Here is a 12,162-nt window from a genome sequence, read left to right as displayed (position 1 = left end):
CCGCGGGCACAATGCGGCGCCTGCGCACCCCCCCTTAGCCCCATGCACATCCTGCTCGTTGAAGACGACGAAGCCCTGGCCACCTCGGTCGCCGGTGCGCTGCAGGCACAGGGCTGGCGCGTGGATGTGAGCGCGCGTGGCGAGCCCGTGCCGCGCTCGCTGGCGCAGGATGCCTACGACCTGCTGGTGCTCGACCTGGGCCTGCCCGGCATCGATGGCCTGGAGACGCTGCGCCGCGTGCGCGAGAGCGGCTGGCTGCAGCCGGTGCTGGTGCTGACCGCGCGGGACAGCGTGGACGACCGCGTGGCCGGCCTGGAGGCTGGCGCCGACGACTACATGTGCAAGCCTTTCGCGCCGGCCGAACTCGTGGCCCGGCTGCGCGCGCTGGTACGCCGGCACGAGAACCGGCGCGAAGGCCGGCTCGCGCTGGCGGCGCTGCGCTTCGACCCGCAGGGCATGCGCGCGGCCATCGGCGAGCAGCCGCTGCCACTCAGTGCCCGCGAGTCCACGTTGCTGCAGTACCTGATGACGCGGGCCGGCCAGATCGTTGCGCGCGAGCAGCTCATGGCCCTGGTGCCAGGCTGGGCCGCGGGAACGTCCGACAACGCGCTGGAACTGCAGGTGTCGCGGCTGCGCGCCAAGATCGAACCGGGCGGCGTGCGACTGCGCACGGTGCGCGGCCTGGGCTATCTGCTCGAAGCCGCCGATGGCGACTGAGCCACGCGCTGCCAGCCTGCGGCGCACGCTGCTGGTCTGGCTGCTGGCGCCGCTCGTGGTGCTGGTGCCGCTGGCCACGGCCGTGCTGTACCTGCTGGCGGTGCAGCCGGCCATGGACAGCCTGGACCGCGCGCTGACCGACACCACGGTGGCGCTGGCGCAGATCCTCGAAGAGCGCGAAGGCCAGGCCGTCTTGCCGCTCAGCGCGCAGACCGCGCATGCGCTGCGCGCCGACCTCGTCGACGAGGTGGTGTTCGCGGTGGGCGATGCGCAGGGTCGCCCGCTGGGCGGCGAGCGCGCGCTGCTGGCGCTGGACCCGCGCCTGGCGCGCGGCGACTGGCGCTTCTTCGACGGCGCGCTGCGCGGCCAGGCCATGCGCATCGTCGCCCATGGCGCGGCCTGCGGCGCCCAGACCTGCCCCATCCTCGTGGCCGAGTCGCTGGGCAAGCGCGATGCCGCGGCGCGCGCCGTGGGGCTGGCCGCGGCCGGCGTGAGCCTGCTGCTGGCCCTGTGCCTGGCGCTGCTGGCCCGTGTCGCGGTAGGGCGTGGCCTGCGGCCGTTGCAGCAGGCACCGCAGGAGCTGGAGCGGCGCTCGCTGCAGCAGCTGGACCCGCTGCCGCTGCAGCAGCTGCCGCGCGAGGTGGGCTTTCTCGTCGCGGCCATCAACGAGTTGTTTGGACGGCTGCGCCAGGCGGTCGGTGCGCAGCGCAGCTTCCTGGACGATGCCTCGCACCAGCTGCGCACGCCGCTGGCGGTGCTGCTGTCCGAATCGGCCCAGGCGCTGGCGCAGCCGCACCCGCCGGAACTGCATGCGCGGCTGCAACGCCTGCATGCGGCGGCCGAGCGCAGCGCACACCTGTCGCACCAGTTGCTGACGCTGGCGCGTGCCGAGGGCGCGGTGCTGCAGCGCCGCGATGCCGCGCGCATCGACCTGGCCCAGCTCGTAACCGAGGCCGCCGCCGACTGGGTGCGGCCGGCCCTGGCCGCAGGACAGGACCTGGGCTTCGACCTGCAGCCGGCCGCAGTGCAGGGCGAGGCTTGGCTGCTGCGCGAATTGCTGGCCAACCTCGTGCACAACGCACAGCAGCATGCCGGGCGCGGCGCGCAGGTGACGGTGCGCACGCGCACCGAGGGCGGCCACGTGCTGCTGGACGTGGAGGATGACGGCCCCGGCATGGACGCCGCCGACCAGGCCCGCGCCTGGGACCGCTTCCACCGCGGCCGCTCGGCCAGCGGGCCCGGCACCGGCCTGGGCCTGCCCATCGTGCAGCACATCGCGCAGCTGCACGCTGGCGATGCCGCACTGCTGGCCGGGCCGTCCGGCCGCGGCCTGTGCGTGCGCGTGCGGCTGCCGCGCGCGGACCACTGAGGCGCCACGCGCGCCAAGCTGTCACGAAGCTGTCGTACGTGGTAGCCGATGGGGCGGCCTGCCGGTGCGCGGCCAAAAATTCGGCCACGGCCAGCAGGTTCCCGCCTGCGCGGCCCACAGGCGCCAGCGCAGCCGTTTTCCGGCCGCGCGGGCGTGGAGACAAACCCATCGGAAGTTCATGATGATCGACCGCAATCTCGCGAGAGGGCTGTTCCTGGCCTTGATCGCCCTGGTGTTCGGCGGCTTTTCGCTGCAATACCAGACCGGCTCCCTCGGGCGGGCCGGCCCCGGCCTCTTCCCGCTGATCGTCAGCGGCATCCTGCTGACCATCGCCTTGATGATCATCGTGCGCTCGCGCTTCACGGCGCGTGAGCCGCTGGACCTGAACATCAAGAACATCGGCCTGCTGCTGGTCTCGCTGTGCGTGTTCGCGTTGCTCTCGCTGTACGTGAACATGCTGGCCGGCATCGTCGCCATGGTGTTCATCTCGGGCAAGGCCGCGACCACCTACTCGGTGTCGCGCAACATCAAGATCAGCATCGGCCTGATCATCGTGGCCTTCGCGTTCCAGAAGCTGCTCGGCCTCTCGTTGCCGCTGATCTGAGGTCATTGCCATGGACGTCATCCACAACCTCATGTTCGGTTTCGGCCACGCGCTGACGCTGGACAACCTCATGTACTGTGCCCTCGGCTGCACCGTGGGCACCATGGTCGGCCTGCTGCCGGGCCTGGGCCCGCTGGCCACCATCAGCCTCTTGCTGCCGCTGACCTACTCGATGCCGCTGGACGGCTCGCTGATCATGCTGGCCGGCATCTACTACGGGGCGCAGTACGGCGACAGCGTGAGCGCGATCACGATGAAGATCCCGCATGCGAGCTCCATCGTGGCCTGCATCGACGGCTACGCGATGACGCTCAAGGGCAAGACCGGGCTGGCGCTGTTCACGGCGGGCTTCTCCAGCTTCATCGGCGGCACCATCTCCATCGTGGTGCTGGCCTTCCTGGCGCCCACGCTGAGCCAGGTGGCCTTCCTGTTCGGCCCGGCCGACTACTGCGCATTGATGATGGTGGGCTTCGTGTGCGTGAGCTTCGTGACCACGGGCAGCCTGCTCAACGGCCTGGCCATGTGCATGGTCGGCGTGCTGCTGGGCCAGATCGGCACCGACGTGAACAGCGGCGTGGCCCGCTTCACGATGGACATGCCCTTCCTGGCCGACGGCATCGGCCTGGTCAGCATCGCGCTGGGCTGTTTCGGCATCGCCGAGATCACCAAGAACCTGGATGCCAAGGAAGAGCGCACGCCCTTCAACGGCGCCATCAAGCTGATCCCGACCTGGCCCGAGTTCAAGCGCATCATCCCGAGCGCGCTGCGCGGCAGCGTGCTGGGCTCCTTCCTGGGCATCCTGCCCGGCGGCGGCCCGGTGATCGCCCAGTTCGCGGCCTATGCCGTGGACAAGAAGGTCAGCAAGTACAAGCACGAGATCGGCGAGGGCGCCATCGAGGGCGTGGCCGGCCAGGCCGCTGCCGACGAATCGGCCGCGCGCACCAGCTTCATCCCGCTCATGAGCATCGGCATTCCCGAGAACGCGGTGATGGCGCTGATGATGGGCGCCTTCATGATCAAGGGCGTGACGCCCGGCCCCAACCTCATCCCCGAGCACCCGGACCTGTTCTGGGGCCTGGTGGCCAGCATGTGGGTGGGCAACTGCTTCCTGCTGATCCTGAACGTGCCGCTGGTGCGCTGGTGGCTTACGCTGTTCAAGATCCCGTACAGCGTGCTGTTCCCGGCCATCCTGTTCTTCTGCTGCATCGGCTCGTTCAGCGTGAACAACAACGTCGACGACATCTTCGTCACGGCCGCCTTCGGCGCCATGGGCTACATGTTCATGCGCCTGGGCCTGGACGCCGCGCCGCTGATGCTGGGCTTCATCCTGGGCCCGATGCTGGAAGAGAACTTCCGCCGCGCCATGCTGCTCACGCGCGGCAGCTTCGTGGAGATGGCGCACCGGCCGATCGCCGGCACGCTGTTCAGCCTGGTGGCGGCCTTCATCGTGTGGCAGATGGGGCTGGCGGTGTGGAAGCTGCGCAAGGGCGGTGGGCGGATGGCGCCTGCCGTGGCGACGCACTGAGCGTCGGCCGATGCAAACAGGGCCCGCACGCGCAAGCGTGTGGGCCTTGCTGTTCTTGGCGCTCAGCGCCCCAGCACGCGCAGTCCCGCCAGCGCCACCGTCGCCAGACCCAACCCCACTGTGCAGACCTGCCAGAACAGTACGGGGTTGCGCTCCACCAGCGGGATCGCGCGCGTGCGCAGCAGCCCGGGGCCAGGCCGGTGCAGGTCGTGCACGAACTCGGAAACGGCCTCTTGCCGGCGCGCCGGGTCGGGCTGCAAGGCCTTGTGCAGCACCGCGTCCAGCCAGGTCGGCAGCTCGGGCCGGTGGTGCCGCAGCGGCACGTAGCGCAGTCGCTTCAGGTCTGCGGGCGCGCGCAGCTGCGTGACCTGCAGACCATAGGGCAACTGGCCGCTGAGCATCTGGTAGCTCAGCACGGCCAGCGCGAACAGGTCGGCGGCGGCCGTGGGCTGGCCGCCGACGAAGTACTCGGGCGCGGTGTACTGCAGGGAGCCCGCGATGCGCGTGGCCTGCAGCGCCGGCACAGCCTCGGCCAGGCCGGCCACATGGGCTGAGGCGAGATCGATGATCTTCACGGTGCCGCTGCGGTCGACCATCACGTTCTCGGGCCGCAGGTCCTGGTGCAGCATCTCCTTGCCGTGCAGGGCCTGCAAGCCCTTGGCCAGTTGCGTGACCAGGCCGCGCACGCTGTCCAGGTCGGGCCGCGGGTGGTCGGTCATCCATTGCGCGAGCGTCTGGCCCTCGACATATTCCATCGCGACGTACAGGTGCTCGCGCGCGTGCTCGCTCGCCCAGGCCTGCAGCACGTGCGGACTGTGCACGCGCCGGGCGATCCATTCCTCGAGCAGGAAGCGGTCCAGCGCCTCGGCATCCTCACGCAACGCGACGGCCGGCACCTTGATGGCGAGCTGCCGGCCGGTCTGCGGGTCCAGCGCCAGGAACACCTGGCTGCGCGCACTCGCATGCAGTTCGCGCACCAACGTGCAGCCTTCGAAGACCATGCGCGGTGCGAGCGGCGGCGGCAGCCGCAGCTGCGCGCGCTGCGCCTGCCAGGGCTCAGCCTCGTGCGGCGGCAGCGCGTCGATGCGCAGCAGCTGCACGGTGGCGTCGTCGGTACTGCCGCGCTCGTGCGCCAGCTGCGCGAGCACGCGCGCCGCCGCGTCGAAGTCATGCGGCCAGCAGGCCAGCGCGGTGTGCACGCTGGCCGCATCCAGCCGTTCGTAGGCCCCGTCGCTGGCCAGCAGGTAGAGCGCCCCCACCTCGGCCTCCAGGCAGCGGTGGTCGATCTCCACATGCAGCGTGGCGCCCAGGGCCCGGCCCAGGTAGGACTGCCCGGCGCCCAGGTGCACGCGATGGTCTTCGGTCAGCTGCTCCAGCGCCTGCGCGTGCACGCGGTAGATGCGCGTGTCGCCCACGTGCAGCAGGTGGACTTCGCGGCCCTTGAGCACGAGCGCGCTGAAGGTGCAGCAGTGGCCGCGGTCCCTGTCGAAGCGGGCGTCGCCGCGCTGGTTCTGCGCATGCAGCCAGGCGTTGGTGGCCCCCAGCACGCGCTGCGCGGCGCGGCGCACGGACCAGGCCTCGGAGGTGGCGTAGTAGTCGTCGAGGAAGCCACGCACGGCCGCGGCGCTGGCGACCTGGCTCACGGGACTGGAGCCGATGCCGTCGGCCAGCGCGACGGCGATGCCCTTGATGTCCAGCGCCGAGCCCGTGGGAATGACGGCGCCGTGGAAGTCCTGGTTCAGCCCCTTGCGACCTGCCAGCGCATGCTGGCCGAGAGTGACTTCAAGCCGCACGGCGCTTGGCGCCCGTCTTGTAGTGCGTGGAGTAGAGCGTCGCGCCCACGAAGGTCAGGCCGCCCACGAGGTTGCCCAGCACGGTGGGGATCTCGTTCCAGACGATGTAGTCCATCAGCGTGAAGTTGCCGCCCAGCATCAGGCCGGTGGGGAACAGGAACATGTTGACGATGCTGTGCTCGAAGCCCATGTAGAAGAACACCATGATGGGCATCCACATGCCGATGGCCTTGCCCGAGACGCTGGTGGACATCATGGCCGCCACGACGCCGGTGGACACCATCCAGTTGCACATCACTGCGCGCACGAACAGCGTGAGCATGCCGGAGGCGCCGTGCGCCGAGTAGCCAACCGTGCGGCCTTCGCCGATGTGGCCCAGCTTCTCGCCGATGGCGTTGGGCGCTTCGCTGAAGCCGAAGGTGAAGATGATGGCCATGAACACGGCCACCGTCAGCGCGCCGGCGAAGTTGCCGCAGAACACCAGGCCCCAGTTGCGCAGCACGCCGCGCCAGGTGGCGCCAGGGCGCTTGTCGAACACCGCCAGCGGCGTCAGCGTGAACACGCCGGTCAGCAGGTCGAAACCCATCAGGTACAGCATGATGAAACCGACCGGGAACAGCATGGCGCCAATCAGCGGGTTGCCGGTGTTGACCGTGACGCTGACCGCGAAGGCGGCCGCCAGCGACAGGATGGCGCCGGCCATGTAGGAGCGGATCAGCGTGTCGCGCGTGGACATCAGCAGCTTGGATTCACCGGCATCGACCATCTTGGTCACGAATTCGGTGGGGGCGAGGTAGGCCATGGTGTGTCTCGGGAATGGAGGAGTGGGATGGGTTCAGTTCAGGGCGACGAGCACGTGGCCGTCTTCGACACGCACGGCGTGCACGGCCACCGAATGCTCGGGCGCTTCCAGGCACTCGCCCGTGGCCAGGTCGAAGTGGTTCTTGTAGAGCGGCGAGGCGACGACGGTGCGCTCGCCCAGGCTGCCGATGAGTCCGCGCGAGAGCACGCTGGCGCCGGACTTGGGGTCGATGTTGTCGATGGCATGGATGCGGTCGTCGCCGAGCCGGAACACGGCGACATGGTGGCCTTCGACGAGGGCGCAGACGCCGGTGTGGGGAACGATGGCCTCCAGCGCGCAGACGGGGGTCCAGGTGTGGGTTTTGGCAAGCATGGTGGGGCTCCGGGTCAGGCTGCGGCGGTGTCGCGTTCATCCAGGCGGGCGGGGCGGATCTGGCCGCGCTCCTTCACGAACACGATGCGCTGGTCGGGTTGCTCGCTGTTGACGAAGCTCTTGAAGCGTGCGCGCACGGCCGGGTCGGTCACGGCGCTCTTCCACTCGCACTGGTAGGTGTCGACCACGTGCTGCATCTGGGCCTCGAGTTCGGCGGCGATTCCCAGCGAATCGTCGATCAGCACCTGCTTGAGGTAGTCCAGCCCGCCCTCCAGGCCCTCGCGCCAGGTGCTGGTGCGCTGCAGCCGGTCGGCCGTGCGCACGTAGAACATCAGGAAGCGGTCGATCAGCGCGATCAGCGCTGCTTTGCTCAGGTCGCTCGCGATCAGTTCGGCATGGCGCGGCTTCATGCCGCCGTTGCCGCAGACGTACAGGTTCCAGCCCTTGTCGGTGGCGATCACGCCCACGTCCTTGCCCTGGGCCTCGGCGCATTCGCGCGTGCAGCCCGAGACGCCGAACTTGATCTTGTGCGGCGCGCGCAGGCCCTTGTAGCGGTTCTCCAGCAGCACCGCCAGGCCCACGGAGTCGTCCACGCCGTAGCGGCACCAGGTGCTGCCCACGCAGCTCTTCACGGTGCGCAGCGACTTGCCGTAGGCGTGGCCGCTTTCGAAGCCGGCGGCGATCAGTTCTTCCCAGATCAGCGGCAGCTGCTCCAGCCGCGCGCCGAACATGTCGACCCGCGCGCCGCCCGTGACCTTGGTGTAGAGCCCGTACTTCTTGGCCACCTGGCCCACGGCGATCAGGCCGTCGGGCGTGACCTCGCCGCCCGGCATGCGCGGCACCACCGAGTAGGTGCCGTCCTTCTGGATGTTGCCCAGGAAGTAGTCGTTGCTGTCCTGCAGCTTGGCCAGTTGCGGCTTGAGCACGAACTCGTTCCAGATGGAGGCCAGCACGCTGGCCGCCACGGGCTTGCAGATGTCGCAGCCCAGGCCCTTGCCATGCTTGGCCAACAGCTCGTCGAAGGTCTTGATGTTGCCCACGCGCACGAGGTGGTAGATCTCCTGGCGCGAGTAGGCGAAGTGCTCGCAGACGTGGTTGTTGACCGCCATGCCGCGGCGCGCCATCTCGAACTTCATGACCTGGGTGACCAGCGGCACGCAGCCACCGCAGGTGGCGCCTGCCTTGGTGCAGGTTTTCAGGTCGGCGACGGTGCAGGCGCCTTCACCAACCGCCGCGCAGATCTGGCCCTTGCTGACGCTGTTGCACGAGCAGATCTGCGCCGCATCGGGCAGGGCTTCCACGCCCAGGCCGGGCTTGGCCTTGCCATCGCTGGAAGGCAGGATCATGAACTCGGGGTCTTCCGGCAAGGCCAGTCCGTTGAGCGCGGTCTGCAGCAGCGTGCCGTATTCGTCGGCGTTGCCGACGAGCACCGCGCCGAGCAGCTTCTTGCCGTCTTCGCTGACCACGATCTTCTTGTAGATCTGCTTGCGCTCGTCCACGAAGTGGTAGGAGCAAGCACCGGGCGTCTTGCCTTGTGCGTCGCCGATGCTGGCCACGTCCACACCCATGAGCTTGAGCTTGGTGCTCATGTCGGCGCCCGTGAAGGCCGCCTCCGCGTCGCCCGCGATGTGGCGCGCCACCACGCGTGCCATGTCGTAGCCGGGCGCAACGAGGCCGAACACCTGCTCGTTCCACGACGCGCACTCGCCGATGGCGTAGACATCGTGGTCGCTGGTGCGGCAGTGGTTGTCGATGACCACGCCGCCGCGCGGGCCGATGGCCAGCACGCACTGGCGGGCGAGGTCGTCGCGCGGGCGGATGCCGGCGGAGAACACGATCATGTCGGTCTCCAGGTGCGTGCCGTCGGCGAACACCATGCGGTGGCGCGCGGTGGCGCCATCGGTGATCTCGGTGGTGTTGCGGCCCGTGTGCACCTGCACGCCCAGCGCCTCGATCTTGGTGCGCAGCGTGCGGCCGCCGCCTTCGTCCACCTGCACGGTCATGAGCCGCGGGGCGAACTCGACCACGTGCGTCGTGAGGCCCATGTCGCGCAAGGCCTTGGCGCACTCCAGGCCCAGCAGGCCGCCACCGATCACGACGCCGCTGGTCGACCTGGCGCCGGAGGCCTGCATGGCCTGCAGGTCCTCGATGGTGCGGTAGACGTGGCAGTGGGCGCGGTCGCGGCCCGGCACGCCTGGCACGAAGGGGTTGGAGCCGGTGGCCAGCACCAGCTTGTCGTAGGCGATGACCTCGCCGTCGGCCGTGGTCACGGTCTTGGCGCGGCGTTCCACGGCAGCCGCGCGGGCGGCCAGACGCAGCTTGAAGCCGGTCTTCTCAAAGAAGCCGGGCGCCACCAGCGAGAGTTCGTCGGCGCTCTTGCCGCTGAAGAACTCCGAGAGGTGCACGCGGTCGTACGCGGCGCGCGGCTCTTCGCAGAGCACGGTGACGTCCAGGCCGGACAGGCTGCTCTCGGCCAGGCTCTCGAGGAATTTGTGGCCCACCATTCCGTGGCCGACGACGACGATCTTCATTTGGCTTGCGCTCCTGCTGGGTGCGGGCAGGCCGCAGCGCAGGGAGCGCCTCGGCCGGCCCTGGCGGGTGGCGCTTGCGCGCTCCGCCGGTCGGTTGGAACACCGCCTGCGCACAGCCGAGTGGGGCCAGCACAGACAGAGGTTCCGCCACCGTTGGCGGAGAGTCGGGCGGATGTGAAACCGCCCTGTCCCCCGGCTACGGCGCCGAGGGACAGGGCAGCTGTTGCAATTGACGTGCCAGTCGCTGTCTCAATGGAATCAACGACTTGCGCAGGAGCGCTGGCAGCGCGTCAGCGCGCGTGGTGCACGCTGGGCCCCAAGTTGGGGCATCCCCGGGCGGGCATGGGCCAGCCTGGGGCAATGCCTCACGGCGTGACAGGACTGATCTTGGCGCCCTGCAGTGCCACGCCGGCTTCCAGGCCGGCATTGGTCAGCACGTAGCCGACCACGGGCTGGCGGATGGTGTTGCTGTCGACCTGGCCGTTGGCACCCACGGTGGCCAGGGCCACGGTGGCGTCGGCGCCCACGGTCCAGCCGTTGCTGGCGCGGAACTTCTCGAGCGCGTCGCGCGTGCTGAACACATAGATCACGGCGCGCGACTGGGCGCCGGCCTGCCAGCCGACCGAGCCGGCCGTGGTGCTGTAGTAGCCCACCGTGCGGTTGCCCTCGCGCAAGGCGCCGCGGCCGTACTCGGCGCCCAGCCCCAAGCTGGCGCTGATCACGGACGGGAACACCAGCGTAGCGGCCGAGCGTGCCACGAGTTCGCGCGAGCCCGGTACGGTGTTGTAGAGCTTGGACAGGGCCGCATCGACGTCGGCATCGATGGCGTGGCGCGCCGACGCGGGCGCGCTGGCCGTGCCCGGCTTGGTGGTCGTGCAGCCGACGAAGGCGAGGCTGCAGGCGGTCAGCAGGGCGGTGCCGGCGAGGGTGCGAAAGCGGTTGTTGTGCGTGTTGTGCATGGCGGTTCCTTGGTAGCTCCATCTGGCCCGAAAGGGCGGGACGAATGCTAGTGCCGCCGCAGCGGCAAAGGCCCTGGGACGGGGTGCCGGCCTACAGGGCGGTGGCACCGCATTCTTCAGGAAAACCCTGTAGAAATGGCGTGCAGTTGTCTAAAATTCAGGCATATGTGTTGTCTGAAATGTCGGTCCATGCCACGATGGAAACATCGTAAACCATTGAAAAACAACGATTGTTCTGGGTGGCATGGACTGTGCAATTTCCAGTCACCACACATTTGGAGACTACGCCATGAACCGTCGCCGTCTGGCACGCCTGTCAGCCATTGCCGCACTCGCACTGTGCGCCACCGCGAGCTTCGCCCAGTCCAAGGAAATCCGCATCGCCCACGTCTACGGCAAGACCGGCGCGCTGGAGGCCTATGGCAAGCAGACGCAGACCGGCTTCATGATGGGCCTGGACTACGCCACCGGCGGGACCATGGCCGTCAACGGCAAGAAGCTGGTCGTCCTGGAGAAGGACGACCAGGGCAAGCCCGACCTGGGCAAGTCGCTGCTGGCCACGGCCTACGCCGACGACAAGGCCGACCTGGCGGTGGGCACCACGGGCTCGGGCGTGGCGCTGGCCATGCTGCCGGTGGCCGAGGAGTACAAGAAGGTGCTCATCGTCGAGCCGGCCGTGGCCGATTCGATCACGGGCGACAAGTGGAACAAGTACATCTTCCGCACCGGCCGCAACTCCAGCCAGGACGCCATCAGCAACGCCGTGGCGCTGGACAAGGATGGCACCACCATCGTCACGCTGGCGCAGGACTGGGCGTTCGGCCGCGACGGCGTGAAGGCCTTCAAGGACGCGGTCAAGAAAGCCAAGATCGGCCACGAGGAATACCTGCCGCCGACCACGACCGACTTCACGGCCGGCATCCAGCGCATCGTCGACCAGCTCAAGGACAAGCCGGGCCGCAAGGTGGTCTGGGTGGTCTGGGCCGGTGCCACCACGCCGTTCAACGCGCTGGCCGACGCCGACCTGCAAAAGCGCTTCGGCATCGAGGTGGCCACGGGCGGCAACATCCTGCCGGCCATGACGGCCTACAAGCGCTTCCCGGGCATGGAGGGCGCCACCTACTACTACTTCGGCCTGCCCAAGAACCCGGTCAACGAGGCCATGGTCGCGGCCCACTACAAGGCGTTCAAGACGCCGCCCGACTTCTTCACGGCCGGCGGCTTCTCGGCCGCGATGGCGGTGGTCACGGCGCTCAAGAAGACCGGCGGCGAGACCAACACCAACAAGCTCATCGCGGCCATGGAGGGCATGAGCTTCGACACGCCCAAGGGCACCATGACCTTCCGCAAGGAAGACCACCAGGCCATGCAGAGCATGTACCACTTCCGCATCAAGCAGGATCCGGCCTTCGCCTGGGGTGTGCCGGAACTGGTGCGCGAGATCAAGCCTGAGGAAATGCAGGTCCCCATCCGCAACAAGCGCTGACCGC

Annotated in this window: 10 protein-coding genes; 5 read left to right on the top strand and 5 right to left on the bottom strand. The window is 68.9% G+C overall.

The genetic code is table 11. The annotated features are described in order from the left end of the window. The first annotated feature begins 42 nt into the window (after positions 1 to 42). The 4 genes from ASF45_RS02025 (at position 43) to ASF45_RS02010 (ending at position 4,215) form a co-directional block, all read left to right on the top strand. Entirely contained in the window at positions 43 to 717 is a 675-nt protein-coding gene (locus ASF45_RS02025; RefSeq protein WP_056656076.1) for a response regulator transcription factor, read from the top strand. Further along, positions 707 to 2,086, top strand: a complete 1,380-nt coding sequence (locus ASF45_RS02020) for a sensor histidine kinase (protein WP_056656073.1) — start codon at positions 707 to 709, stop codon at positions 2,084 to 2,086. The genes ASF45_RS02025 and ASF45_RS02020 overlap by 11 nt, the downstream gene beginning before the upstream one ends. A gap of 181 nt (positions 2,087 to 2,267) precedes the next feature. Further along, positions 2,268 to 2,690: a tripartite tricarboxylate transporter TctB family protein gene (locus ASF45_RS02015; RefSeq protein WP_056657405.1), complete on the top strand. Its 423-nt coding sequence runs from the start codon at positions 2,268 to 2,270 to the stop codon at positions 2,688 to 2,690. 10 nt (positions 2,691 to 2,700) lie between these two features. After that, the gene (locus ASF45_RS02010; RefSeq protein WP_056656069.1) at positions 2,701 to 4,215 is read left to right on the top strand and encodes a tripartite tricarboxylate transporter permease; all 1,515 of its coding nucleotides are present in this window, start codon (positions 2,701 to 2,703) and stop codon (positions 4,213 to 4,215) included. A gap of 62 nt (positions 4,216 to 4,277) precedes the next feature. Here ASF45_RS02010 and ASF45_RS02005 read toward each other — a convergent pair whose 3' ends face one another. From ASF45_RS02005 to ASF45_RS01985, 5 genes are all read right to left on the bottom strand, one after another. Beyond that, positions 4,278 to 6,008 carry a bifunctional protein-serine/threonine kinase/phosphatase gene (locus tag ASF45_RS02005; RefSeq protein ID WP_056656066.1) on the bottom strand — a complete coding sequence of 577 codons (1,731 nt, stop codon included), beginning with the start codon at positions 6,006 to 6,008 and terminating at the stop codon, positions 4,278 to 4,280. Beyond that, positions 5,998 to 6,810, bottom strand: coding sequence for a formate/nitrite transporter family protein (locus ASF45_RS02000; RefSeq protein ID WP_056656063.1), 813 nt, complete (start codon positions 6,808 to 6,810; stop codon positions 5,998 to 6,000). Before ASF45_RS02000 ends, ASF45_RS02005 begins: the two co-directional genes overlap by 11 nt. 33 nt (positions 6,811 to 6,843) lie before the next feature. Then, positions 6,844 to 7,182, bottom strand: coding sequence for a nitrite reductase small subunit NirD (nirD, locus tag ASF45_RS01995; protein WP_056656061.1), 339 nt, complete (start codon positions 7,180 to 7,182; stop codon positions 6,844 to 6,846). Between the two features lie 14 nt (positions 7,183 to 7,196). Then, a complete protein-coding gene (gene nirB / locus ASF45_RS01990; protein WP_056656055.1) occupies positions 7,197 to 9,713 on the bottom strand; it encodes a nitrite reductase large subunit NirB in 2,517 nt (838 codons plus the stop codon). A gap of 365 nt (positions 9,714 to 10,078) precedes the next feature. Continuing rightward, on the bottom strand, positions 10,079 to 10,672 hold the full coding sequence (locus ASF45_RS01985; protein WP_056656054.1) for a YSC84-related protein: 594 nt from the start codon (positions 10,670 to 10,672) through the stop codon (positions 10,079 to 10,081). A 289-nt stretch (positions 10,673 to 10,961) separates the two neighbouring features. Between ASF45_RS01985 and ASF45_RS01980 the strand changes: the two genes are divergently transcribed. Then, positions 10,962 to 12,158, top strand: coding sequence for a substrate-binding domain-containing protein (locus ASF45_RS01980; protein WP_056656053.1), 1,197 nt, complete (start codon positions 10,962 to 10,964; stop codon positions 12,156 to 12,158). The last annotated feature ends 4 nt before the right edge of the window (positions 12,159 to 12,162 follow it).

It is taken from the genome of Pseudorhodoferax sp. Leaf265, from assembly GCF_001422365.1.
In the GTDB taxonomy this organism is placed as follows: domain Bacteria; phylum Pseudomonadota; class Gammaproteobacteria; order Burkholderiales; family Burkholderiaceae_C; genus Pseudorhodoferax.
The sequence above is the reverse complement of the archived record's forward strand: the minus strand, read 5'-3'. Positions and strand labels throughout refer to the sequence as shown.

Bases quoted from the DNA above. Each gene is read 5' to 3' on its own strand.
- ASF45_RS02025 (WP_056656076.1), top strand. From the start codon at position 43: ATGCACATCCTGCTCGTTGAAGACGACGAAGCCCTGGCCACCTCGGTC.
- ASF45_RS02020 (WP_056656073.1), top strand. From the start codon at position 707: ATGGCGACTGAGCCACGCGCTGCCAGCCTGCGGCGCACGCTGCTGGTC.
- ASF45_RS02015 (WP_056657405.1), top strand. From the start codon at position 2,268: ATGATCGACCGCAATCTCGCGAGAGGGCTGTTCCTGGCCTTGATCGCC.
- ASF45_RS02010 (WP_056656069.1), top strand. From the start codon at position 2,701: ATGGACGTCATCCACAACCTCATGTTCGGTTTCGGCCACGCGCTGACG.
- ASF45_RS02000 (WP_056656063.1), bottom strand. From the start codon at position 6,810: ATGGCCTACCTCGCCCCCACCGAATTCGTGACCAAGATGGTCGATGCC.
- nirD (WP_056656061.1), bottom strand. From the start codon at position 7,182: ATGCTTGCCAAAACCCACACCTGGACCCCCGTCTGCGCGCTGGAGGCC.
- nirB (WP_056656055.1), bottom strand. From the start codon at position 9,713: ATGAAGATCGTCGTCGTCGGCCACGGAATGGTGGGCCACAAATTCCTC.
- ASF45_RS01985 (WP_056656054.1), bottom strand. From the start codon at position 10,672: ATGCACAACACGCACAACAACCGCTTTCGCACCCTCGCCGGCACCGCC.
- ASF45_RS01980 (WP_056656053.1), top strand. From the start codon at position 10,962: ATGAACCGTCGCCGTCTGGCACGCCTGTCAGCCATTGCCGCACTCGCA.